General features: G+C 59.2%; 24 protein-coding genes. 15 read left to right on the forward strand and 9 right to left on the reverse strand.

The features are described from left to right. The first annotated feature begins 27 nt into the window (after positions 1-27). The 4 genes from ACP7A4_RS00275 (at position 28) to ACP7A4_RS00290 (ending at position 5,194) form a co-directional block, all read left to right on the forward strand. Positions 28-933, forward strand: coding sequence for a LysR family transcriptional regulator (locus tag ACP7A4_RS00275; RefSeq protein ID WP_059763728.1), 906 nt, complete (start codon positions 28-30; stop codon positions 931-933). A gap of 193 nt (positions 934-1,126) precedes the next feature. Then, complete coding sequence (locus ACP7A4_RS00280) at positions 1,127-3,241, forward strand: mechanosensitive ion channel family protein (RefSeq protein ID WP_059764009.1); 2,115 nt, start codon at positions 1,127-1,129, stop codon at positions 3,239-3,241. Between the two features lie 146 nt (positions 3,242-3,387). Further along, positions 3,388-4,272, forward strand: a complete 885-nt coding sequence (locus tag ACP7A4_RS00285; protein WP_082706807.1) for a sugar nucleotide-binding protein — start codon at positions 3,388-3,390, stop codon at positions 4,270-4,272. Next, a complete protein-coding gene (locus ACP7A4_RS00290; protein ID WP_426245046.1) occupies positions 4,265-5,194 on the forward strand; it encodes an NAD-dependent epimerase/dehydratase family protein in 930 nt (309 codons plus the stop codon). The genes ACP7A4_RS00285 and ACP7A4_RS00290 overlap by 8 nt, the downstream gene beginning before the upstream one ends. A gap of 438 nt (positions 5,195-5,632) precedes the next feature. Here the strand turns inward: ACP7A4_RS00290 and ACP7A4_RS00295 are convergent, their stop codons facing one another. The 5 genes from ACP7A4_RS00295 to ACP7A4_RS00315 form a co-directional block, all read right to left on the reverse strand. Then, positions 5,633-6,331 carry an OmpW/AlkL family protein gene (locus ACP7A4_RS00295; RefSeq protein WP_059763733.1) on the reverse strand — a complete coding sequence of 233 codons (699 nt, stop codon included), beginning with the start codon at positions 6,329-6,331 and terminating at the stop codon, positions 5,633-5,635. A gap of 238 nt (positions 6,332-6,569) precedes the next feature. Then, the gene (locus ACP7A4_RS00300; protein ID WP_059763735.1) at positions 6,570-7,100 is read right to left on the reverse strand and encodes a DUF3299 domain-containing protein; all 531 of its coding nucleotides are present in this window, start codon (positions 7,098-7,100) and stop codon (positions 6,570-6,572) included. A 10-nt stretch (positions 7,101-7,110) separates the two neighbouring features. After that, positions 7,111-8,376, reverse strand: coding sequence for an ABC transporter permease (locus ACP7A4_RS00305; RefSeq protein ID WP_048401530.1), 1,266 nt, complete (start codon positions 8,374-8,376; stop codon positions 7,111-7,113). A gap of 1 nt (position 8,377) precedes the next feature. Continuing rightward, the gene (locus tag ACP7A4_RS00310) at positions 8,378-9,088 is read right to left on the reverse strand and encodes an ABC transporter ATP-binding protein (protein WP_048362328.1); all 711 of its coding nucleotides are present in this window, start codon (positions 9,086-9,088) and stop codon (positions 8,378-8,380) included. Between the two features lie 71 nt (positions 9,089-9,159). Further along, a complete protein-coding gene (locus ACP7A4_RS00315; RefSeq protein ID WP_059763739.1) occupies positions 9,160-9,717 on the reverse strand; it encodes a DUF2796 domain-containing protein in 558 nt (185 codons plus the stop codon). A gap of 134 nt (positions 9,718-9,851) precedes the next feature. On the opposite strand from ACP7A4_RS00315, the gene ACP7A4_RS00320 reads away from it, so the two are divergent. Next, on the forward strand, positions 9,852-10,193 hold the full coding sequence (locus ACP7A4_RS00320; RefSeq protein WP_059763741.1) for a hypothetical protein: 342 nt from the start codon (positions 9,852-9,854) through the stop codon (positions 10,191-10,193). Between the two features lie 90 nt (positions 10,194-10,283). Here the strand turns inward: ACP7A4_RS00320 and ACP7A4_RS00325 are convergent, their stop codons facing one another. From ACP7A4_RS00325 to ACP7A4_RS00335, 3 genes are read right to left on the reverse strand one after another with little or no spacing between them, the layout of a single operon-like run. Next, positions 10,284-11,159 carry a thioredoxin family protein gene (locus ACP7A4_RS00325; protein WP_059763743.1) on the reverse strand — a complete coding sequence of 292 codons (876 nt, stop codon included), beginning with the start codon at positions 11,157-11,159 and terminating at the stop codon, positions 10,284-10,286. A 31-nt stretch (positions 11,160-11,190) separates the two neighbouring features. Next, entirely contained in the window at positions 11,191-11,880 is a 690-nt protein-coding gene (locus ACP7A4_RS00330) for a class I SAM-dependent methyltransferase (RefSeq protein ID WP_426245051.1), read from the reverse strand. Beyond that, positions 11,877-12,326 (reverse strand): YbaY family lipoprotein, encoded by a 450-nt coding sequence (locus ACP7A4_RS00335; RefSeq protein ID WP_059763747.1) that lies wholly within the window; start codon positions 12,324-12,326, stop codon positions 11,877-11,879. The genes ACP7A4_RS00330 and ACP7A4_RS00335 overlap by 4 nt, the downstream gene beginning before the upstream one ends. Before the next feature lie 140 nt (positions 12,327-12,466). Here ACP7A4_RS00335 and nrdR point away from each other — a divergent pair, with 140 nt between their 5' ends. From nrdR to ACP7A4_RS00385, 10 genes are all read left to right on the forward strand, one after another. After that, a complete protein-coding gene (nrdR, locus tag ACP7A4_RS00340; RefSeq protein WP_165599938.1) occupies positions 12,467-12,931 on the forward strand; it encodes a transcriptional regulator NrdR in 465 nt (154 codons plus the stop codon). A gap of 38 nt (positions 12,932-12,969) precedes the next feature. Further along, positions 12,970-14,061, forward strand: a complete 1,092-nt coding sequence (ribD, locus tag ACP7A4_RS00345; RefSeq protein ID WP_426245856.1) for a bifunctional diaminohydroxyphosphoribosylaminopyrimidine deaminase/5-amino-6-(5-phosphoribosylamino)uracil reductase RibD — start codon at positions 12,970-12,972, stop codon at positions 14,059-14,061. A gap of 46 nt (positions 14,062-14,107) precedes the next feature. Continuing rightward, positions 14,108-14,773 (forward strand): riboflavin synthase, encoded by a 666-nt coding sequence (locus ACP7A4_RS00350; protein ID WP_059763749.1) that lies wholly within the window; start codon positions 14,108-14,110, stop codon positions 14,771-14,773. 16 nt (positions 14,774-14,789) lie between these two features. Then, entirely contained in the window at positions 14,790-15,881 is a 1,092-nt protein-coding gene (gene ribBA, locus ACP7A4_RS00355; protein WP_059763751.1) for a bifunctional 3,4-dihydroxy-2-butanone-4-phosphate synthase/GTP cyclohydrolase II, read from the forward strand. A 92-nt stretch (positions 15,882-15,973) separates the two neighbouring features. Beyond that, positions 15,974-16,450, forward strand: a complete 477-nt coding sequence (ribH, locus tag ACP7A4_RS00360) for a 6,7-dimethyl-8-ribityllumazine synthase (protein WP_059763753.1) — start codon at positions 15,974-15,976, stop codon at positions 16,448-16,450. Beyond that, positions 16,447-16,947: a transcription antitermination factor NusB gene (gene nusB, locus ACP7A4_RS00365; protein WP_019409429.1), complete on the forward strand. Its 501-nt coding sequence runs from the start codon at positions 16,447-16,449 to the stop codon at positions 16,945-16,947. The genes ribH and nusB overlap by 4 nt, the downstream gene beginning before the upstream one ends. Before the next feature lie 15 nt (positions 16,948-16,962). Further along, the gene (gene thiL / locus ACP7A4_RS00370) at positions 16,963-17,925 is read left to right on the forward strand and encodes a thiamine-phosphate kinase (RefSeq protein ID WP_426245055.1); all 963 of its coding nucleotides are present in this window, start codon (positions 16,963-16,965) and stop codon (positions 17,923-17,925) included. Positions 17,926-18,163: 238 nt separating this feature from the next. Next, positions 18,164-18,781 carry a GTP cyclohydrolase II gene (ribA, locus tag ACP7A4_RS00375; RefSeq protein WP_059764020.1) on the forward strand — a complete coding sequence of 206 codons (618 nt, stop codon included), beginning with the start codon at positions 18,164-18,166 and terminating at the stop codon, positions 18,779-18,781. After that, positions 18,778-19,197, forward strand: coding sequence for a hypothetical protein (locus ACP7A4_RS00380; RefSeq protein WP_048362340.1), 420 nt, complete (start codon positions 18,778-18,780; stop codon positions 19,195-19,197). Before ribA ends, ACP7A4_RS00380 begins: the two co-directional genes overlap by 4 nt. After that, positions 19,197-19,994: a cobalamin-binding protein gene (locus ACP7A4_RS00385; RefSeq protein WP_426245057.1), complete on the forward strand. Its 798-nt coding sequence runs from the start codon at positions 19,197-19,199 to the stop codon at positions 19,992-19,994. Before ACP7A4_RS00380 ends, ACP7A4_RS00385 begins: the two co-directional genes overlap by 1 nt. A 50-nt stretch (positions 19,995-20,044) precedes the next feature. Here the strand turns inward: ACP7A4_RS00385 and ACP7A4_RS00390 are convergent, their stop codons facing one another. Beyond that, positions 20,045-21,895 (reverse strand): TonB-dependent receptor domain-containing protein, encoded by a 1,851-nt coding sequence (locus ACP7A4_RS00390; protein ID WP_426245059.1) that lies wholly within the window; start codon positions 21,893-21,895, stop codon positions 20,045-20,047. Positions 21,896-21,985 lie beyond the last annotated feature (90 nt).

The raw sequence follows: 21,985 nt of genomic DNA on the forward strand, positions 1-21,985 counted from the left end.
AATTTAATTACCCAATGGCGAGGTGTCATGTTTTCTTCCGAGCGGTTGAAAGGTCTGGATGTGTTTGTTTGCGTAGCTGAAACCGGCAGTTTCACGGCGGCGGCCGAGCGGCTGAACGTGACTCGCTCAGCCATCAGTAAAGCCATTACCCGTCTGGAAGCGCGGTTGGACACCCGGCTGTTTAATCGAACTACCCGCAGGCTGGCTCTGACCGATGCGGGCGTCAGGTTCTATCGCACCTGCACCAACGTGCTGGGTGAACTGGAGGAGGCCGAACTGTCACTTCATGCCCACAACACGGAACCCATGGGGCGTGTGCGCATCGACCTGCCAGCGGCCTACGGGCGCCTGCATGCGCTCGGGGTTATTTTGCGCTGCGTTGAAGCGCATGAACTGTTAGTGCCGCACATCTCGTTTTCTGATCGTTATGTGGACCCGGTTGAAGAGGATATCGACATCGTGGTGCGCATTGGTGGCTCAAACATATGGCCGCCCACCTTGGGGCGGCGCTATTTGGGGACCGAACGGCTGGTTTTTTGCGCCTCCCCCGCGTATGTGCTCAAGCAGGGAGCACCCAAGACTGCGCATGATCTGGAGCACCACCGCTGCGTGATGTATGGCCGTGCAGATGGCCAGGTCAACCCTTGGTATTTTGCGGGGCCGCAAGGTGGCAGCGAGCGCCGGCTGTTGCCTGCCCATCTCACAGTGGGTGACGGTGAAGGGCAGGTAGCCGCTGTGTTGGCAGGTCATGGCATTGCTCAATTACCGACCTGGCTGGTTAAGCAGCCACTGGCAGAGGGAAAACTGGTGGAGGTATTGGCGCACTTGGCTACCGAAGGGTCGCCGGTGAATCTGGTGTGGCTCAAGCGCCGAGAGGCCCAGCCTAAAGTGAGCGTTCTACTTGAGGCGCTGGGGGCTGCGCTGGCGCCTTGAGGCGCAGGCAGATACCCCGATCTTTGCGGCTTTTATCTGCGTCCAGCGTGAGATGCTTTTGCGCCTTTTGTGCGAACACTTCCTGGTGATTGACTACGCTGTACTCAGAAAAATAGATATGGCGGCTGAAATTCGAACTTCGCTGGCGCATTTCGATCAGTTGATAACAGACGTTCAGGAGGTTCCCCCGGTTTTGTCTTCTTTTAAAACAGTATGTTTGCTGTTCATCCTGCTGCTGACCGGCAATGGCTTTTTGCAGGCAGCGCCCACGCTGGCCTCCGTAATCAAGGCTGAAGAGTCTGATGGAAAGCCTCCGGTGCTGGTTGACGGCGGTTTGCTCGCAGCCTTGGGCGCGGGCATGGATGAGATGCAAGAAAAACTGGGCATGAGCGTGCACCTGCTCGATGCGTGGCGGTTGCGCACGGATCGAGCGGCGGACGAAGTCGGTGTTTTGGTTGAACAGGTCGCGTCGCATCCGTCCTGGAGTGGTGTAGGCGACTTCTTGGTGCTGTCCGCTGTCTGGCTGGCGGTGTTTGCCGCTGCGGTCATGGGAGGGCGGGTATTGGCTCGCCATGCGTGTAATAGCCGTGGGCTGAGGCCACGGCCGCGTGTGCAAACATTGACGCGTTACACGCTTTCTTACCTGCTGCCCGCTTTGATCGCCTTGCCGCTGACCTTATATGCCAGTCGCATGCTGCAAGACTCCATTGGCCGCTCGTTGGCCCTCAGCCTCTCGTATGCCAGCAGTGCGGGCGTGTTCTGTGCCGCGTTAGTGCTGTCCTTGAGTGCGATGTTTTATGTAGGGCACAAGCGACGCGCGGTAGAGATTATTCGTCGATATTCTCTTCGGCCCTTATTTTTGATCGGTTTTTTTGCCGCCTTCAGCGACGCCATGAATAGCCCGCAAATTGCTCGACAAATCGGCGGCAACATTGCGAGTTGCTTGTCGGTACTGACGGGGTTACTGGCGTGCGCAGTGTTTGCTTTTTTAGCCGTCAAATTGCGTCGCCCTGTCGCACACCTGATTCGCGACCGGGCGTTGGCGCAGCGTGTGGGCCAGCCCTCGCTACAAGAGTCATTGCGCATTTTTTCGGTGCTGTGGTACTGGCCGATCCTGCTGATGCTGTTGGTGTCGGCGCTTGGATTGTTGGGCGTGGGGGAGGGCAGTGAGCGGACCATGCGCAATGCATTGCTGACGTGCGCCTTGTTGATCGCCACCGTGTTCATGAGCACGATTTTGCATCACGGCTTCCACACCGAGGTAAAACGCAGTGGCGCGTATAAAGAGCGTTTGATGACCGTGCTGTATGCGCTATTGCGCATCGCTCTGGCGGTTACCTTTATCGAATTGCTGGCGCAAATCTGGGGCTTTTCGCTGCTGGCGTTTGCCTCGGACAGCAACACCGGCAAGGTTATCAGCGATTCACTGGGGCATATCCTGCTGATTTTATTAGTCACCTGGCTGGCCTGGGTGGTGCTGGACACCGCCATCCAGCAAGCGCTGCAACCCACCACCAATCGCCGCGGCGCCCGTGAGCCGAGTACGCGGATCAAAACCATCCTGCCGCTGATGCGCAATGCAATCAAAGTGATACTGGTGGTGGTCTGCACCATTACCACGATGGCCAATTTAGGGGTCAACGTTGCGCCTTTCCTGGCGGGTGCCGGGGTGATTGGCCTGGCGATCGGTTTTGGTTCTCAGCAGTTGGTGCAAGACGTCATTACCGGGCTTTTTATCATCATCGAAGACACCATTTCAGTGGGCGATTGGGTCGTGGTAGACGCCAACCACGCGGGTACGGTCGAAGGTTTGACCATTCGCACCTTGCGTCTGCGCGACAGCCGCGGTTTTGTGCACTCGGTGCCTTTCGGTCAGATCAAGGCAGTCATCAATCACTCCAGGCAATTTGCCTACGCTTTCTTCTCGGTGCAGTTCACTTATGCCACGGACATCGACCAAGCCACCGTCCTGATTCGCGACGCTGGCCGACAAATCAGCGATGACCCGTTGCTCAGTCTTAGCTTGCAAGGTTCGTTGACCGTCTTCGGCGTCGATAGCATGAACCTGGATGGTGTCACCGTGACGGCCCAATTTCGGACCATGTCCGGTGCGCAAAGCACCATTACCCGTGCGTTCAATGATCGGCTCAAAAAGCTTGTGGATAAGTCTGATGACGTTCATTTTGCGCAAACCTATCCACAGGCCCTGCTGGCCCCCGTCGGTGCAGTGACGCAATCTGCGGCGCCAGACGGGGCGCCACATCGGTCTACGCTATTGCTGACCGATATGCCGCCATCGTCGCAATGATCCGCTGCGCGCCTGGGGAGCAGTTTGTCAGTGACGACAGGCTGATAAACCCGCAAAATGCGGGAGTCTTGATCATGGCCAACAGCTTGCACGGTTGGTTTTCTGGTATACATCACCGTTCTGAATAGACTGAGCCTGCACACTCTATGCGAATGCGCCTTATGTTATTGGGCGGCGGAAATGCTCTCGGGCAGGCGCTGATTCGTCTGGGTGCCGAGGAAGACATCCACTTCCTGGCCCCGCGTCCGCCGCAAGACGGCTGGGACGCTGCGAGTCTCACGCAACTGCTCGACGACACCCGACCGGACGCCGTTATCAACCTTGCGTACTACTTCGACTGGTTCCAGGCGCAGTCAGTCAGCGAAACCCGCTTGGCTGCCCAGGAACATGCCGTCGAACGGTTGGCCGAACTGTGCCAGCATCACAGCATCACCTTGCTCCAACCTTCCAGTTATCGCGTCTTCGACGGTTCGCGGGCCACGGCCTACAGCGAAAAAGACGAACCCGTGCCCTTGGGGTTGCGTGGTCAGGCGCTGTGGCGGATCGAGCAGAGTGTGCGGGCCATTTGCCCGCAGCACGTGCTGTTGCGTTTCGGCTGGCTGCTCGATGACAGCCCGGATGGCACCCTGGGGCGTTTTCTGGCTCAGGCTGAAAAACCCGGTGAGTTGCTGATGGCCGATGATCGCCGCGGCAATCCCACGCCAGTCGATGATGCGGCGCGGGTAATCATTTCGGTGCTCAAGCAGCTGGATTGCTCGGCACCCTTGTGGGGCACCTACCACTACGCCGGGCATGAGGCCACTACTCCGCTGGCGCTTGGTCAGGCGATTTTGGCCGAGGCGCGAAACCTGCATCCGTTGGCAATCGAAGCGCCTACACCACAAGCGCACGCCGCACGGCCGGATGCAGCAGAAGAACCACAGCACGCGGTGCTGGCATGTAAAAAAATCCTACACACCTTCGGGATCAAACCTCGCGCTTGGCGTGCCGGTCTCCCGATCCTACTGGACAGGTTTTATCGTCATGGCTGATGCCCCGATCCTCGTCACCGGCGGCGCCGGGTTTATAGGTTCCAATCTGGTTGACGCGTTGCTGGCCAAGGGCTACGCAGTGCGAATCCTGGATGACATGTCCACAGGCAAACGCAGCAACCTGCCTCTGGACAATCCCAACGTAGAACTGATTGAAGGTGATGTGGCAGATGCAGCGCTGGTCGCCGACGTCATGGCCGGGTGCCGTGCCGTTGTGCATCTGGCAGCCGTGGCTTCAGTACAAGCCTCGGTAGACGACCCGGTACGCACTCACCAAAGCAACTTCGTCGGCACCTTGAACGTGTGCGAAGCCATGCGTGAATCAGGTGTAAAGCGCGTGGTATTTGCCTCCAGTGCTGCTGTTTACGGCAACAACGGTGAAGGTGAGTCGATTGTCGAAGACACGCCTAAAGCACCGCTCACGCCCTATGCATCCGACAAGCTGGCCAGCGAATACTATTTGGATTTCTACCGTCGCCAGCACGGCCTGGAACCTGTGATCTTTCGCTTCTTCAACGTTTTCGGGCCACGCCAAGACCCGTCTTCGCCGTACTCGGGCGTGATCAGCATCTTCAGTGAGCGCGCCGAAAAAGGCCTGCCTATCACCATTTTTGGCGATGGCGAGCAAACCCGCGATTTCTTCTACGTCGGTGATCTGGTCAACATTCTGGTGCAGGCCGTCGAGGCTGAACACGTTGAAGAGGGCGCGGTTAACGTGGGCCTGAACAAAGCCAACACCCTCAAGCAAATGCTCACCGCACTGAGCGACGTTGTCGGCCAGTTGCCGCCGATCAGCTACGGCCCGCCGCGTTCCGGCGACATCCGCCATTCGCGTGCCGACAACAGCCGTTTATTGCAACGATTCACCTTGGGTGAAACCACGCCGATGAGTGAAGGGCTGGCGCGTTTGTTGGGGCGCTGAGCCGCTAACTATAGGTCGACCGTCCCCACTCTATTAATCCCGCATCATAAGTGCGGGATTTTTTATGCATTAGCGGATCATTCAGAACGCAGCATTGGCACGGATGGATTTGCGAATTACTTGGGGCCGTTTGAAATTGCTTTTACGGCGTTGCGAGGCAATCCGGGGGAACGCAATGCGATTGCAGTACGCGCGTATTTGGAGGGGAATGATTCACCCTTCTCGGATAACGTTGAGTGGACAACAGGCTAGCGTTTCTAGCCGAGAGCACACTTAAATATTACGAATAAGGGCACTGCGTGGACCCGATTAAAATCACCACGGTGTACGGTGCTTCAAGCATAAGTAATCAATGAGTGGGCTGTTTCGCGATGTCATAAAAAACCAGAACCCTGTGCTAACGGGGTTCTGGTTTTTTAATGCATTTAGCGAGGTGGCTTAGAACTTGTAACCCAGGCCTACCATGTAAACCCATGGGTCTACATCAACGTTGACCTTGGCCCGGGTGCCCGGTGCAACGCCGTTGTTTTCAACGGTGGCGCGGGTATCGATGTCGATGTAGCGTGCCTGGGCGTTGATCATGATGTTGTCGGTCAGCATGTAGTCAGCACCGATCTGCCACGCCATGCCCCACGAGTTTTTCGCTTTGAAGTTGTCGAAGCCTGCTGCGTTGGCGCGGCTACCGACGTGTTCGTCATAGATCCAGGTGTAGTTGATACCGGCACCGACGTACGGTTGGAACGCCGATTTGGAGTCCAGCGGGTAGTACACAACGCTCAAGGTTGGCGGCAAGTGCTTGAGGGAGCCGAGTTTGCCGTTGGCGGCATCAAGGCCGGTGCCTTTGAGTTTCACGTCATGCTCAAACGGCGTCGCTGCCAACAATTCGATACCGATGTTGTTGGTGACCATGTACGCAAAGTTAAGACCCAATTGCGTGTCGCTGCTCATGGTCGCTTTGCCACCCAGATCGGTACCCGACAGTGGACCTTGGTCCACTTTGACGCTGGAGCTGTCGGCTTTCGGGTTAACCGTGATTGCACCGGCACGGACGATGATGTCGCCTTCAGTGTGCGCGTGAGCAAGCGGGGCAACGACGGCGAGGGCGAGGGCCGCTACGCTGAGCAAAGACTTGTGCATGGGAGCTCCAATTGGATATTTAAAATTTATATAACCAATGGTAGTGAGCGCCCTGTGCACCTCTGTTGACCCAGCTCAATGAAACGGTGAAGACCGGAAAAATTGTGAAAATTTCGTGAACCAACACCCAAATATGCGCTCGCTTAACCCTCCAACGTAGCGCTTCACCAGCACCGCAGTCTTCGGGTTTACGATCGCTTGGCCATCGGACGTCGCCTTCGGCAACGGCGACGAGGGACTATTCCGGCAGTTCGTAGACGTAGATTTTCTGCGCATCCATCTGGTAACCGGCATCAGCCAGTTCGCTGGTGCTGGGCTTGACCTGCATCGCGCCTTCGATCCAGTACGGTTGGTACAGCTCATCGAGCTTGACCCCGACTTTGCTGGTGACATGCACGATCTGATTCGACGGCGGAGGCGGGACATGAATGCAGGCGCCGTAGTACGGCACCAGCAAAAAGTCCGTGGTGCGCCCTTCTTCATTCACCTCAAGCGGCACGATATAACCCGGCAGGCGAATGTGCTGACCGTCCAGCGCAGGCACCACCGGTGCATTGGGCATGCCCTGTTTGGCCGCAGGTGCTGCCTCCGGATCAAGGTTGCCCAGTTGCGACAGATCGTGCATCGGCGCCATGTCCGCCACTTCGGGCGGCGCATCCGGCGGGATCATCTCAGACCAGGTCAATTCCTTCGGTTCAGCCGCCCACAGTGGAGCGGACACCAGCAGCAACAGTGCGAGCAGCGCGCGCGGCAATACAGAGCGATTCATAGGCACATGCTCATAAGCGAATGGACAGACCATCGGCCAGCGATTGTCGGTAAGCGCGCCAGGCGGGCACGCAGCCCATCAACAGGGCGGCTGCCAGAATACCTGCGAGCAAGGTCCATTCATATTCACTCGGCCAGGCCAACGGCAAATACAGCCCGTAGTTCGACTGCACGTAGCCTTGGGCCACGGCGATACTCACATACAACAACGCCACACCTGCAACTACGCCAGCCAATGCCAACGCCAGCGCTTCAAACACCAGCAAAGTGGCAATGTGCCAAGGGCGGGCACCCACTGAACGCAAAATCGCCATCTCGCGGCGCCGCTCATTGAGGCTGGTCAAAATGGCGGTGAGCATGCCAATCAACCCGGTCAGCACCACAAACAACGAGACCACAAACAGGGCCTTTTCAGCGGTACTCATCAAACTCCAGAGTTCTTGCAGGGCCACGCCGGGCAAAATTGCCATCATCGGTTCGCCGCGAAATTCATTGATTTCACGTTGCAGGGCAAAGGTCGAAATTTTGCTGTTCAACCCCAGCATAAAGGCGGTAATGGCCTGCGGCGTGAGGTCCATGTTGCGGGCCTGATCAGCCGTAATGCGGCCTGCGCCGCGAGCAGGCACGCCGTTATGCCAGTCGATGTGAATGGCTTCCATGCCGCCGAGGCTGATGTGCAGCGTGCGGTCGACCGGGGTGCCGGTGCGCTTGAGAATGCCGACCACGGTAAACGGTTTATCGTCGTGCTTGACCAGGCTCACGGCGGCGACGCCATGCGCCAACACCAGTTTGTCGCCTAATTTATAGTGCAACGCCTGCGCGACCTCAGCCCCCAGCACCACTTCAAACGGATCGGTAGCAAAGGCGCGGCCAGTGGCCAGCTCAAGGTTTTGCCGATGGCCGTACTGATAATGCTCAAAGTACGCCTCGCTGGTGCCCATCACCCGGTAGCCGCGATGGGAGTCGCCCAACGACATGGGGATTGCCCACTTCACCTTAGGGTTATTGGCGAAGTGTTCAAAGCTGTCCCAGCGGATGTTGTTGGTGGCATTGCCGATGCGAAACACCGAATACAGCAGCAAATTGACCGACCCCGAACGTGCGCCGACGATCAGGTCCGTGCCGCTGATGGTGCTGGCAAAACTGCTGCGGGCCTCCGTTCGAACCCGCTCCACTGCCAGCAACAAACACACAGACAGGGCAATCGCGAATGCTGTCAGTAACGCGGTAAAACGGCGGTTAGCCAGGCTGGCCAGCGCAAGACGAAACAAATACATCTCAGACCTCTGCCGTCGTGGCGGCACGATTGAGTTCAGACAGCGACAGGTTGCGATCAAACAGCGGGGCCAGGCTCTGGTCGTGACTGACAAACAGCAAGCTGGCTCCGGCCTCGCGGCATTCGGCGAACAACAATTGGATAAACGCTTCGCGGGCATCGGCATCGAGGGCCGAGGTGGGCTCATCGGCGATCACCAGTTCGGGTTGGCCGATCAGGGCGCGGGCGGCGGCCACCCGTTGTTGCTGGCCGATGGACAGCGAGTCGGCACGGCGCTCCAGCAACGCGGGATCTTTAAGGCCCAAATGGGCGAGCAAGGTTTGCGCCGCTTTATCAACGCTACCGTGGCGTTGGGTGGCACGGCTGGCGCGCAGTTTGGAAAAGTGACACGGCAACTCAACGTTTTCGCGCACTGACAAAAAGGGCAGCAAATTGAATTGCTGAAAAATATAACCGGTGTGATCGACGCGAAACCGGTCCCGTGCGCCCGCCCCGAGTTCGCTGAGTGCCTGGCCCAGCAAACGGATCGTCCCGCGATTGGCTTTTTGCACACCGCCGAGCAAGCCCAGCAACGTGGTTTTACCACTGCCGCTGGGGCCTTTGAGGAACAGGGTTTCGCCCGCTTGCAGGCGGAACTGAGGAATATCCAGCAGCACGGGGTGGCCCGGCCAATTAAAACTCAGGTCGCTCAGTTCGATGAGTGCGTGGGTCATGGGGAGTCAGGGTCGCCTGCAAGGTGATGGAAGGGCCTAGAGGCGCAAGGCAAGCTCGCGCCTGTACCCGTTTAGAACGTGAGCGTCGCTGCTTTGGCCGTCACTTGCACGGCCTGCTGACCGCTTGGGCCGATCAGTTGTACCTTGAATGTGTGGGTGGCGGGGAATGTCTTGAAAAACTGCGCCAGATCCAGGGTTTTCAGTGCTTCAGGATGGCTGCACGTGAACGCGTAGTGAGCTTCGATATCGCTGTGGTGATGCTCTGTTTTACTCACGCGCTCTTCAGGGGCCGGGTCGAATAACGGGCTGTTGAGTTCTTGTTCATCGACTGTGCAACCGGCTGCTTTCGGCACGCTGAACAGCACTAATGGATTGGTCAGCTGGGTGCGGGCGGCAGCGACCTTGGCTTTGTCAGCGTCAGTACTGGCAAGGTGCTCGAACCCCACCAGATTCATGGCCGGGCCGTCGAGGTCCAGTTCCAGTGTTTGACCATCAAGCGCCACGTTCAAGCTGGCAACGCCGTGTTCATGCGGCGCCAGGCTGCCGTGTTCGTGATCGTGGTCCTCAGCAGCATGCGCCACAGCCAGCGGCAACAGGGCAAACGGCAAAGCAAGCAGCAAACGGCGCATAGCATGACTCCAGCTAAGAAGGGGGAAAGGCTTGTTATGTGATCTTATAACAATGCTGCGAGAGTTTGCCCGTGTGCTTGGCGTTACGCAAGACGCGTGGGAGCATGCCTTGATGAAACTTCAGGAGCAGGGTAATGGTGCGTATTCGCGGAACAATTGGCGACTGGCCAGTGGATTTGACGGTAGAGCTGGATGAGGCGGAGTGGGCGCAGCTGGGCGGGCAGTTAAACGTTAACGCACCGGCTCCGGTTGCCGTTGCCCACAAACCTGCGAATCAAGACGATGCCGTGTGGGAAGCGACCAAGGATTTGTTGCGTCAGGCGGGTCAGATGACCGGCCCGCAACTGCTCGCCCAACTGCAAGCGCTGACCGGCAGTACAGGTGCCGGGAAGCGCTTGCTGGTGCGGTTGCGCCACAGCAGCGAGGTGAAAGTGGTCAGCGGCACTGACTCACCGGTTTACAGCTGGGTTGAATAAACCAGCAGGATGCACGCCCGACTTGGCGTAGGCGTTGGCTGCGATCTTTTTAAGATCAAGCGATCGCAGCCTGCGTGTTGATGTGCGGATTTAGTACAGCGCTGCAAACAATTTGCGGCGGTAAGTGGTCACCAGCGGGTGATCGTTGCCCAGCAGGTCGAACACTTGCAGCAAAGTTTTGTGCGTAATGCCTTCGTTGTAGCTGCGATTGCGCACAAACAGTTTAAGCAAACCTTCGAGGGCGCCTTCATATTGCTGGCGGGCCAATTGCTGAACGGCCAGTTGGTAGGCGGCTTCATCGTCCTGCGGATTTTGCGCCACGCGGGTTTTCAAGTCCGCGACATCAGGCAGGTCTTTGGCCTGGCTCAAAAAGGTCAATTGCGCCTTGGCGCCCGCCAACTCGGCTTTGTGCTCATCGCTTTTTACAGCGTCGAGTACGGCTTGCGCTTCTGCCAGCTCGCCACGCTCAGCCAGGCAGCGACCATACAAAATCAGCGCCTTGGCGTGGGTGTTGTCTTCGGTCAGGACCTGTTTGAGTAGCGCCTCGGCTTCGGCAAAACGGCTTTCGGCAAACAGTGCCTGAGCCTGAACCATCGGGTCTTCGGCGGGCGGGGCAGGCATTTCGACATGGGGTTCAAGCATTGCGCGAATGGCGGACTCCGGCTGTGCTTCCTGAAACCCGTCGACGACTTTGCCATCCTTGAACAGCACCACCGTGGGCAGGGTCTGGATACCGATGCGTCCCACGATGTCCTGTTCAATGTCGCAATTGACTTTGGCCAGCAGCAGCTCGCCTTGGTAGTCCTCGGCAATGTGTTCCAGGATCGGCAGCATCACTTTGCACGGTGCGCACCATTCGGCCCAGAAATCGACTAACACCGGCTGATCGAAAGAGGCTTCGATCACGCGTTTATCGAAGTCTGCTGAGGTCACATCGAAGCTGAAAGTCGTGGTTGGCTGATTCATTACGGGTCTCGAAACAGGTAAATGAGGGCAACTATAAAGGCTGTGCGGGCACGCTGAAAGCCGTACTGCTGCGCTGCGCGTGATACAGGCTCACTTGGCGAAACTCATGGGGTTCGGCCAGGTCGGGCAAGGTCAATGCCCTGAGCGTTGCCAGTTGCCGGTACAGCGGATGTTTAAAGTCGCGCACCCGCGAATCAGCCACCAATGCCTGCAGCCCTCGGGTCAAAAATTGATCCAGCAGCGGCAGGTTTTCCCGGTCGTAGAGTACGTCGGCCACCAGAATCAGATCAAAGCGGTCTGCCTCGGCAAAAAAGTCGCTGCAATAACTCAGTTGCACATTATTCAGTTCAGCGTTGGCTCGACAGGCAGCCAGCGCCAATGGGTCCAGATCACACGCCAGCACTTGCAGCGCGCCGGCCTTGGCCGCGGCAATGGCCGCCACCCCCGAACCGGAGCCAAAATCCAGCACGCGCTTGCCTTTGACCCACTGCGGGTGTTCGGCCAGATACCGCGCCAATGCCAGGCCGCTGGCCCAGCAAAAGGCCCAGTAGGGCGGCTCGTAGAGAATGCGCCGGGTTTCGTCCGGGGTGAAGGCGCGGTCCATGTTGTGCTCGTCGATCAACCACAGTTGGAGTGAGGTGCCAGGCAGATCGGTGGCCACCAGCCGCGCATCACCCAGCAGCTCACTTAATGACTGTTGCAGGTCGACCGGTGTGTTCATGGCGCTTTGACGAGTGCCAGGGTGCCCATTGCCTGGGTCGCGGGTTGGCCGATGATGCGCGACGGCAGGTGCAGAATCAGTTGCCCGGACTGACTGGCGCGCCCGCGCAGTTCCACCCGTGCCCCGGCCGGAAACGCTTGCGGGTTGAATCGCAGCTTGAACGGCAGTGGCTGGTTATTGCCGATGATCTTGCTGCTGGCCATCAGCCCTTGAGGACGTCCGCGTTCATCCACGATCAGCATTGCCAACTCGACTTCTGCGCCAGCCGGTACGCCGGTCAGCACGCCACTCAATTCACGCTGATAGGCGGGCAGGGGGCCAAGATCGGCCGGGGCATCGGTTTTTGGCTGCGCCAGCACCTGGGGTTGTGCCGACTTTGGCGGCTCACTGCTACAGGCGACCAGCAAACTGGCGAGGCACAGCAAAACAAGCGTTCGTAGCGACATAGTGGGCTCCAGCGGCAGGTCAGTCGTTGTATCAGATTGTGTAAAACGTAGTAGGCGGACTGTATACCGTAAAGCCTATGGCTTGTCTTGCCAGTGGGATGCGCTACCATGGCGCTCCCCATTTTTTGTTGCCTGCCACCATGCACTGTCCCTTCTGCGGTGCCAACGACACTAAAGTCATCGACTCGCGTCTGGTCGCCGAGGGCGATCAGGTGCGCCGCCGGCGTGAATGCCTGGCCTGTGGTGAGCGTTTCACCACCTTTGAAACAGCTGAGTTGGTCTTACCCCGCCTTATCAAGCAAGACGGCAGTCGTCAGCCGTTCGACGAAGAAAAACTGCGCGCCGGCATGCAGCGTGCGCTGGAAAAACGTCCGGTGAGTGTCGAGCGTCTTGAAGCGGCGCTGGCCCATATCAAAAGCAGGCTGCGCGCCACCGGCGAACGCGAAGTCAAATCGCTGGTCGTGGGTGAGCTGGTCATGGGCGAGCTGCAAAAGCTCGACGAAGTGGCCTACATCCGTTTTGCCTCTGTTTATCGACGCTTCCAGGACCTCAATGAGTTCCGCGAAGAGATCGACCGCCTTGCCCGTGAGCCTTCAAAGGAGTGATTGTGTCCACTGAGCAACTGGTTTTAGACGCCCATTACATGGCGCGTGCCATCGAGCTGGCCCGTAAGGGGCTGTACACCACCCACCCCAACCCTCGTGTGGGTTGCGTCATCGTGCGTGACGGCCAGATCGTCGGCGAAGGCTGGCATGTGCGTGCGGGTGAGCCGCACGCCGAGGTCCACGCCTTGCGGGCCGCCGGAGCACTGGCTCGCGGGGCGACGGCCTACGTCACCCTTGAGCCGTGCAGTCATCACGGGCGCACCCCGCCGTGCGCCGAAGGCTTGGTCAATGCCGGGGTCGCCCGCGTGGTGGCCGCCATGCAAGACCCAAACCCGGAAGTCGCAGGGCGTGGCCTCAAGCGTTTGGCCGATGCTGGCATTGAGGTGCGGTGCGGCGTGCTGGAATCTCAAGCGCGGGCCTTGAACCAGGGCTTTCTCAAGCGCATGGAGCATGGCCTGCCGTTTGTGCGGGTCAAGCTGGCAATGAGCCTGGACGGGCGCACCGCGATGGCCAGCGGTGAGAGCCAATGGATCACCGGGCCTGCCGCACGTTCTGCGGTGCAGCGCTTGCGCGCGCAAGCCAGCGTGGTGATAACCGGTGCCGACACGGTACTGGCCGATGGCGCCCGTTTAACGGTGCGTGCCGATGAGCTGGGGCTGGATGCCGAGCAGACCGCGCTGGCCATGAGTCGTGCGCCGCTGCGCGTGTTGATCGACGGGCGCTTGCGCGTGCCGCTGGATGCACCGTTCTTCAAGGCCGGACCCGCGCTGGTCGCCACCTGTGTGCCGCCTGCCGAACAATACCGCACAGGCCCCGAGTGCCTGGTGATTCCAGGCGAGAACGGTCAGATCGATCTGCGTCAGTTGCTGTTGGCGCTGGCCGCCCGCGATGTCAACGAAGTGCTGGTTGAAGCCGGTCCTCGTCTGGCGGGTGCATTTGCCGAACAGGGCCTGGTGGACGAGTATCAGATTTTCATCGCAGCCAAGTTTTTGGGTTCGACGGCCCGTCCCTTGCTGGAGCTGCCGTTGACCCGCATGAGCGAAGCGAGCGAACTCAAGATCATCGAAATGCGCGCGGTGGGGGATGACTGGCGAGTCACTGCCATACCTGTGCCATCAGCGAGCGTATAATTCTCAGCCTCCGTTTTACGCAGGCTTGGTTCTCAAGGGGAACGCCATGTTTACCGGCATTATCGAATCCATCGGCAACATCCGTGCACTGACCCCAAAAGGTGGCGATGTACGGGTTTATGTAGACACCGGCAAGCTCGACCTGAGCGACGTCAAGCTGGGCGACAGCATCGCGATCAACGGCGTGTGCCTGACCGCGGTTGAGTTGCCGGGCAATGGTTTTATGGCCGATGTCAGTCGCGAAACGCTGGACTGCACCGCGTTCAATGATTTGAAAACGGGCAGCCGGGTCAACCTGGAAAAGGCCCTGACCCCGACCACACGTCTGGGCGGCCATTTGGTAAGTGGCCACGTGGACGGCGTGGGCGAAGTGATCTTCCGTGAGGAGAACGCCCGCGCCATTGAGTTCCGTATCCGTGCACCCAAAGCGCTGGCCAAGTACATCGCCCATAAAGGCTCGATCACGGTAGACGGCACCAGCCTGACCGTGAACTCGGTCAATGGCGCCGAATTCTCGCTGACCATCATCCCGCATACCCTGACTGAAACCATCATGGGCGACTACCGCCCTGGCCGCCGGGTAAACCTTGAAGTTGACCTGCTGGCGCGTTACCTGGAGCGTTTGTTGCTGGGCGACAAAGCCGCCGAGCCGACCCAGGGCAGCACCATCAGCGAAAGTTTTCTGGCCGCCAACGGCTACCTCAAATCCTGACTTAAGGGGGTGCCGCGTGGCGCTCAACAGCATCGAAGAACTGGTTGAAGACATCCGCCAAGGCAAGATGGTCATCCTCATGGATGACGAAGACCGCGAAAACGAAGGCGACCTAATCATGGCCGCCGAGTGCTGCAAGGCCGAGCACATCAACTTCATGGCGCGCTTCGCCCGTGGCTTGATCTGTATGCCAATGACCCGCGAGCGCTGCGAGCTGCTCAAGTTGCCCTTGATGGCACCGCGCAACGGTTCGGGTTTCGGCACCAAGTTCACTGTTTCCATTGAAGCGGCGACCGGCGTCACCACGGGCATTTCTGCCGCTGACCGCGCCCGCACCGTGCAAGCGGCCTCTGCCAAAGATGCCAAGGCCGAAGACATCGTCAGCCCCGGCCACATCTTCCCGCTGATGGCCCAGGCGGGTGGCACTCTGGCCCGCGCCGGTCACACCGAAGCCGCCTGCGACCTGGCGCGCATGGCCGGTTTCGAACCCAGCGGCGTGATCTGCGAAGTGATGAATGACGACGGCACGATGTCCCGTCGCCCGCAGCTTGAAACATTTGCGGCTGAACATGGCATCAAAATCGGCACCATTGCCGACCTGATCCACTACCGCATGATCCACGAACGTACCGTTCAGCGGATTGCCGAGCAGCCGTTGGACAGCGAACTGGGCCAATTCAATTTGGTGACCTATCGTGATTCAGTCGAAGGTGATGTGCACATGGCGCTGACCCTGGGCAAGATCTGCGCTGAAGAACCGACGCTGGTACGGGTGCACAACATGGACCCGCTGCGCGATCTGCTGATGGTCAAGCAGCCCGGCCGCTGGAGCCTGCGCGCCGCCATGAGTGCCGTGGCACAGGCCGGTAGCGGGGTTGTATTGCTGCTGGGCCATCCGCTGGACGGTGACGTGCTGCTGGCGCACATCCGCGAAACTGCCGACGCTGCGCCAGTGAAAAAACCGACCACTTACAGCATCGTGGGTGCCGGTTCGCAGATCCTGCGTGACCTTGGTGTGCGTAAAATGCGCCTGATGAGTTCACCAATGAAGTTCAACGCCATATCCGGTTTCGATCTGGAAGTTGTAGAATACGTGCCCTCCGAATAAAGACCGGGTGTTTCCCGTCTGAAATTCGTGGCCCAAACTCCTTAAAGAACGCACGCGAGTGCGTTCTGGCTCTTTAATACGAGACATACCGAATGACCCTGAAGACCATCGAAGGTACCTTCATTGCCCCCAAAGGTCGCTACGCACTTGTAGTTGGCCGTTTCAACAGCTTTGTTGTCGAAAGCCTGGTGAGTGGTGCCGTTGATGCCCTGGTTCGCCACGGTGTGAACGAAAGTGACATCACCCTCATTCGCGCGCCGGGTGCGTTCGAAATCCCGTTGGTTGCGCAAAAGGTTGCCCAGCGCAACGAATTCGCCGCCATCATCGCCCTGGGCGCTGTGATTCGTGGCGGTACGCCGCACTTCGAATACGTTGCTGGCGAGTGCACCAAAGGCTTGGCCCAGGTGTCCATGCAGTTCGGCGTACCGGTTGCATTCGGCGTGCTGACCGTTGACTCCATCGAGCAAGCCATCGAGCGTTCCGGCACCAAAGCCGGTAACAAAGGCGCAGAAGCTGCCTTGTCCGCCCTCGAAATGGTCAGCCTGTTGGCGCAGTTGGAGGCCAAGTGATTTCCGACGAAAGCGATCGTTTCAACCCGCGCGATCCAAAACCTGCGGACGCTGGCAAGCCCTCTAAAAGTGCCAAACGTCGCGAAGCGCGTCAGCTCGCGACCCAGGCGCTGTACCAGTGGCACATGGCCAAGCATTCGTTGAACGAAATCGAAGCGCAGTTTCGCGTTGATAACGACTTCACTGACGTTGATGCGGCTTACTTCCGTGAAATCCTGCACGGCGTGCCTGCACACCGTGGCGAAATCGATGCTGCCCTGACCCCGTGTCTGGACATCACCATCGAAGAGCTGGACCCGGTTGAACTGGCTGTACTGCGTCTGTCCACCTGGGAACTGATCAAGCGTGTCGACGTGCCTTACCGCGTTGTGATCAACGAAGGCATCGAGCTGGCCAAAGTGTACGGTTCCACCGACGGCCACAAGTTCGTCAACGGTGTACTCGACAAATTGGCACCACGCCTGCGTGAAGCCGAAGTTAAAGCGTTCAAGCGCTAAACAGCGCTGCATGCCATGGGCGAGTTTGAGCTGATCCGCACCGTTTTCGCTGCCGCGCCTTGTGCCCAAGGCGGCGAGGGCGTTGCGCTGGGTATTGGCGACGACTGCGCCCTGCTGGATGTTCCCTTCGGGGAACAACTGGCTATCTCTACCGACACGCTGGTGGCAGGCGTGCACTTCGCAGATCCTTGCGACCCTTTCTTGCTCGGTCAGCGTTCGCTGGCAGTGGCGGCCAGTGATTTGGCGGCCATGGGCGCAACCCCCCTCGCGTTTACCCTTGCCCTGACCTTGCCGACGGTTCACACCGATTGGCTGCAAGCGTTCGCCCGGGGTTTGAATCAAATGGCTGTGGCGTGCAATCTGCGCCTGATCGGTGGCGACACCACGCGGGGGCCGCTGTGCTTGACGCTCACGGTGTTCGGCCGCGTGCCCAGCGGGCGTGCCCTGACCCGCAGCGGTGCGCAGCCGGGTGATGTGTTGTGCGTGGGCGGTGAGTTGGGCAATGCCGCCGGGGCCTTGCCCTTGGTGTTGGGCCAGCGCAGCGCCGAATCGTTTATTGCGCAACCTTTGCTGGCGCATTACTGGTCGCCGCAGCCGCAACTGGCGTTGGGCCAGGCGCTGCGCGGCAAAGCCACCAGCGCGCTGGATATCTCCGACGGCTTGTTGGCCGATTGCGGGCACATCGCGCTGGCCTCACAGGTGCGGCTGCTGATCGACCGTGATCGCGTGCCGGTCTCATTGGCCCTGGAAGAGTTTTTGGGCAGCGCGGGCGCGCAGCAAGCGGCCTTGAGCGGCGGCGACGACTACGTACTGGCGTTTACCTTGCCTGAGCGCGATGTGCCGACCCTGCAGGCGGACGGCTGGCCGATCCACGTGATTGGCCGTGTGGTTGAAGGGCAGGGCGTTGGGTTGTTGGATGCTGATGGGCAAGACATCACCCCGGCCATTCGTGGTTACCAGCATTTCCGTGGCATCTAACCCGTAGTCGCTGCCACAGGCTGCGATCGGCCGCACAGCGGTCGTGCTTTAAAAAAGGTGCAGGTCGTTCACCCGTCTCGCAGCCTGCAGCAGCGACTACGAAGTTGAAGCAGCGCCTCAAAAGAATCAAACTTTTTGATATTTATCTCCGATAATTCAGCCTAAGCGTCTGTAGGAACCTCCTGCTACAATGCCGCCTCTGCGAATTTCCAGTCCTCAAATTGATCAGGAGCACACGGTGCCCGTCGCTTTTGTTGCCGCTTGCAAACTCCCTACTCCCTTTGCCGAATTCACCATGCATGGCTTCCTTGAGAAAGCCACGGGTCGTGAACACGTTGTGCTCAGTTTGGGCGACGTGGCGGATGGCGCGCCCGTGCTGGGCCGGGTGCATTCTGAATGCCTGACCGGCGATGCACTGTTCAGTCAACGCTGTGACTGCGGTTCACAGCTCGAAGCGGCCTTGCAGGCCATCGCCCGCGAAGGCCGCGGCGTGTTGCTGTACTTGCGTCAGGAAGGCCGCGGCATTGGCCTGCTGAACAAGATCCGCGCCTACGAGTTGCAGGACGGCGGCGCTGACACCGTTGAGGCCAACGAACGTCTGGGCTTTGCGGCCGATCAGCGTGATTACGCAATCTGCCTGCCGATGCTTGAGCACATGGGCGTCAAGTCCCTGCGTTTGATGACCAACAACCCGCGCAAGGTCAAAGCCTTGACCGATATGGGCATCACCGTCGCTGAGCGTGTGCCGCTGCACACCGGCCACAACCCGCACAACAAGCTGTACCTGGCGACCAAGGCCAATAAACTCGGGCACATGATGGGCAATCAACACCAGAACGAGGCTGACCCGGCGTGACCCGGGGCCAGCGTCGTCGGCGCTTGAGTTTCAGTTGGTGGCAACAGTTGGTACTGACCCTGCTGCCGCTGGCATTGGCCAACTGGTTTTTCGGCAAGTCCGAACCCTTGCTGCCTGGGCTGACAATGCCTTTCTTTATTGCCGGTGTGGCGTCGATGTTTGTCACCCTGCGCACGTTCAGCCCCTACAAACATGGCCTGATCAACCTGCAAAAAGCCCTCGATACCGCGCAAGAGCCTGCTGCCTGGGATCATCTGGCGCAGGTACGGCGGCGTGCTTTGCTGGCCGCCGGGCTGCCTGCCTGGATCGCCGCGCTGGCGGTATTTGTCGGGCTTGAAGGTGTGCCGCTGTTGCTGCTGGCGTTGTCGACGCTGGTGCTGTTTTACCTCTATCGCATTCCTCGTCAGGTCGGTTGATGCGCCTGTGGCTGGCGCTTGCGTTGCTGGCCGTGGGCGTACCCGGCATGGCCGCCACGCGGGTGGTCAGCCTGGCACCGTCGCTGTCTGAAATGGTGGTAGAGCTGGGCGCCAGCGACCTGCTGGTCGGGCGTCTGGACGCAGGCGAGCCCTTGCCGGAACTGGCCCATGTCCCTTCAGTGGGCGGCTATGGTCAGTTGGACATGGAGCGCGTGGTCAGCCTGCAACCGGACTTGCTCTTGCTATGGCCGGGCAGTGTCGGCGTTGCGCAACGCGAACAACTGCGCCGGTTGAACATCCCGACCTACAGTGCTGAACCCAAAAGTCTGAGTGAACTGGCCGAACAGGTCCAAGCCCTGGCCATTGCCTTGAATCGCCCCGAGCGCGGCCATGAACTGGCCACGCAGTGGCGGGCGCGGCTGGCTGAGCTGCGCGAGCAGTATCACCGTGACACACCATTGCGGGTGTTTTACCAAGTGTGGGATCAACCGCTGTACACCGTAGGTGGCGGGCAAATCATCAGCGATGCACTGGCGGTATGCGGCGCCAGCAATGTGTTTGCAGACCTTCATCTGCCTGCACCGCAGGTCAGCATCGAGTCTGTGTTGCAGCGCAACCCTGAGGTGATCATTGCAGGCACCCAGGCGCAGTTGACTGCCTGGAAAGCCTGGCCGCAGATCGACGCGGTAAAGCACGGGCGATTACTTTTATTGAGCGACAAAGGTCTTGAACGGCCGAGCGGGCAGATGATCGAAGCAACAGCCAAGCTCTGTCGGCAACTGTCGATAACCCCGTAGACGCTGGCGAAGGCTGCGAGCGGTTGATCTAAAAAACACAGCCGTCGGGGTTATAAGGGGGGCGTCCAGGTCACGCCAAATTGCAGGCTGCGCCGCTCTTCGCGATAGCCGTAATACTGCCCTTCATAGCCGTATAGCGCGCGGGTGAAGGTTTTATCCAGCAGGTTGTCGACTTTCACCTCCAGGCGCACCTCTGAACTGGCCTGCCAGTTGCCCCGCAGCCCTAACAGTCCATAGCCGCCAATCGGCTGTTGATTGGCTTCGTCGTTATAGCTGCTGCTCACCGCTTGCCAACTGGCGCCGACGCCCAGGCGATCAAACTGACGATCCAGATCCAGGCTCAACGTGCGCCGCGCGCGACGGCTCAGGGTTTTGCCCGTGTCACGGTCGCGCGGGTCGATGATTGCGACGCCCAGGCTGCTTTGCCAGCCGAACCACTCTTGATGCAGCGCGCTTTCAAAACCGGTAATGCGGGCTGAGCCAATGTTTTGCTGAATCCAGTCGGCATCTGCCACGATTGCGTCGCGAATGTCTGTGCGATACAGCGATGTCTCCAGTCGGCTGGTGTCGCTTAACTGACTGCGCCATTGCAGTTCGTAGCTTTTGGAATGCTCGGGTTTGAGTGACGGGTTGCCAAACTGCGGGTAGTACAAATCGTTAAACGTTGGCGCACGAAAGCCCTCGCTGTAGGACAGCAGCACATCGTTGTCCGCATTCAACGGCACCGTCAGGCTGCCACTCCAGGTGTTGTTGCTACCAAATTGTTGGTTTTTGTCGTGACGCAGCCCCAGCTCCGTCGAAAAGTACTCGCCCTCAAAGCGATGCTGAACAAACGCTGCGCGGTTCCAGCGGCTGTCTTGCTCAAAGTCAGTGCTGCTGCGTACCCGGTCTTCATACGCATCAAGGCCAAGCATCAGGCTGTTTTGATCGTCCAGCGTCAGGGTGTTCTGCCAATTCAACGCGTCGCGATAGGTGTTGAAGCTGTAAAGGGCGGGGCTGAGCTTGTCCCGGGTCTTTTCGCGGTTCTCGCTATGGCCCAGCTCAAGGCGTGAGTTCCAGCGCTCTGAGAGCTGCGCATCGATAAAACTGCCCACGCTGCTGATGTCGAAATCGCTGTAACCCTGTTGGCCGAACATGGCATCCAGTTCGGTTTTGCCGGTGCTCTTGATGGCACTGATCCCGACTTCCAGTGTGTCGTTCAGGCTGTGGTTCAGGTTCAGGCTGACGGATTTGTTACGGTAAGCGTCGTGATCGTTATCGACCGGGTAGGACACGGTGGTGCGATTAATACCCGCCGTTTCCTCCAGCGCCCCGCTGAGGTTGAAGCGTGTTTGCGCATCCCCGCCAGAAACCCCCACGCTGTTTTGCGAGCTGCCATAGCTGCCCATCGCACTGTGCAGACGCAGTTGCGGCGCTTGATGGGCGCCACGTCGGGTAAAAATCTGAATCACGCCGCCGATGGCATCGCTGCCATATATCACCGAGCGCGAGCCGCGCAGCACTTCGACGCGCTCGATCTGGTCAATGTTCAGGTATTGCAGGTTGCTGTCGGCCGACGTGGCATTGGCCATGCGCTGGCCGTCCACCAGAACCAGGCTTTGCGCTGACTTGGTGCCACGAATATAGATGCCCGGTAACGCTCCGCGCCCACCACTGCGTGCGACTTGTACGCCGGGCACGCGCCCCAGCAGGTCGCTCAGGCTGGTGGGTTGCAGGCGGTCGATGTCGGCGCGGGTAAACACTGTATTGGCGCTGCTGCTGTCCGAGCGCGCCTCTACCTGGCGATTGCCGGTGATCAGTGTTTGCGGGAGCTTGAGCGCGTCGTCACGTTCAATGGCGTCGGCCATCAGCGAGCTGGCAGGGATAAAGCTGAGGAATAAGGCTGTGCGCAGATGTTTCATGGAATCCGGATTCTGTAGTCGCCGCCGCAGGCTGCGATAAGGGCCCAAGGCCTTCAAGAAAAAGGTCCGTCGCCACGACGCACCCCCAAC

Origin of the sequence: Pseudomonas sp. TWR3-1-1, from assembly GCF_049896545.1 — a bacterium.
In the GTDB taxonomy this organism is placed as follows: Bacteria; Pseudomonadota; Gammaproteobacteria; order Pseudomonadales; family Pseudomonadaceae; genus Aquipseudomonas; species Aquipseudomonas weihenstephanensis.

Bases quoted from the DNA above. Each gene is read 5' to 3' on its own strand.
- ACP7A4_RS00275 (WP_059763728.1), top strand. From the start codon at position 28: ATGTTTTCTTCCGAGCGGTTGAAAGGTCTGGATGTGTTTGTTTGCGTA.
- ACP7A4_RS00285 (WP_082706807.1), top strand. From the start codon at position 3,388: ATGCGAATGCGCCTTATGTTATTGGGCGGCGGAAATGCTCTCGGGCAG.
- ACP7A4_RS00290 (WP_426245046.1), top strand. From the start codon at position 4,265: ATGGCTGATGCCCCGATCCTCGTCACCGGCGGCGCCGGGTTTATAGGT.
- ACP7A4_RS00295 (WP_059763733.1), bottom strand. From the start codon at position 6,331: ATGCACAAGTCTTTGCTCAGCGTAGCGGCCCTCGCCCTCGCCGTCGTT.
- ACP7A4_RS00300 (WP_059763735.1), bottom strand. From the start codon at position 7,100: ATGAATCGCTCTGTATTGCCGCGCGCGCTGCTCGCACTGTTGCTGCTG.
- ACP7A4_RS00305 (WP_048401530.1), bottom strand. From the start codon at position 8,376: ATGTATTTGTTTCGTCTTGCGCTGGCCAGCCTGGCTAACCGCCGTTTT.
- ACP7A4_RS00310 (WP_048362328.1), bottom strand. From the start codon at position 9,088: ATGACCCACGCACTCATCGAACTGAGCGACCTGAGTTTTAATTGGCCG.
- ACP7A4_RS00315 (WP_059763739.1), bottom strand. From the start codon at position 9,717: ATGCGCCGTTTGCTGCTTGCTTTGCCGTTTGCCCTGTTGCCGCTGGCT.
- ACP7A4_RS00320 (WP_059763741.1), top strand. From the start codon at position 9,852: ATGGTGCGTATTCGCGGAACAATTGGCGACTGGCCAGTGGATTTGACG.
- ACP7A4_RS00325 (WP_059763743.1), bottom strand. From the start codon at position 11,159: ATGAATCAGCCAACCACGACTTTCAGCTTCGATGTGACCTCAGCAGAC.
- ACP7A4_RS00330 (WP_426245051.1), bottom strand. From the start codon at position 11,880: ATGAACACACCGGTCGACCTGCAACAGTCATTAAGTGAGCTGCTGGGT.
- ACP7A4_RS00335 (WP_059763747.1), bottom strand. From the start codon at position 12,326: ATGTCGCTACGAACGCTTGTTTTGCTGTGCCTCGCCAGTTTGCTGGTC.
- nrdR (WP_165599938.1), top strand. From the start codon at position 12,467: ATGCACTGTCCCTTCTGCGGTGCCAACGACACTAAAGTCATCGACTCG.
- ribD (WP_426245856.1), top strand. From the start codon at position 12,970: ATGGCGCGTGCCATCGAGCTGGCCCGTAAGGGGCTGTACACCACCCAC.
- ACP7A4_RS00350 (WP_059763749.1), top strand. From the start codon at position 14,108: ATGTTTACCGGCATTATCGAATCCATCGGCAACATCCGTGCACTGACC.
- ribH (WP_059763753.1), top strand. From the start codon at position 15,974: ATGACCCTGAAGACCATCGAAGGTACCTTCATTGCCCCCAAAGGTCGC.
- thiL (WP_426245055.1), top strand. From the start codon at position 16,963: ATGGGCGAGTTTGAGCTGATCCGCACCGTTTTCGCTGCCGCGCCTTGT.
- ACP7A4_RS00385 (WP_426245057.1), top strand. From the start codon at position 19,197: ATGCGCCTGTGGCTGGCGCTTGCGTTGCTGGCCGTGGGCGTACCCGGC.
- ACP7A4_RS00390 (WP_426245059.1), bottom strand. From the start codon at position 21,895: ATGAAACATCTGCGCACAGCCTTATTCCTCAGCTTTATCCCTGCCAGC.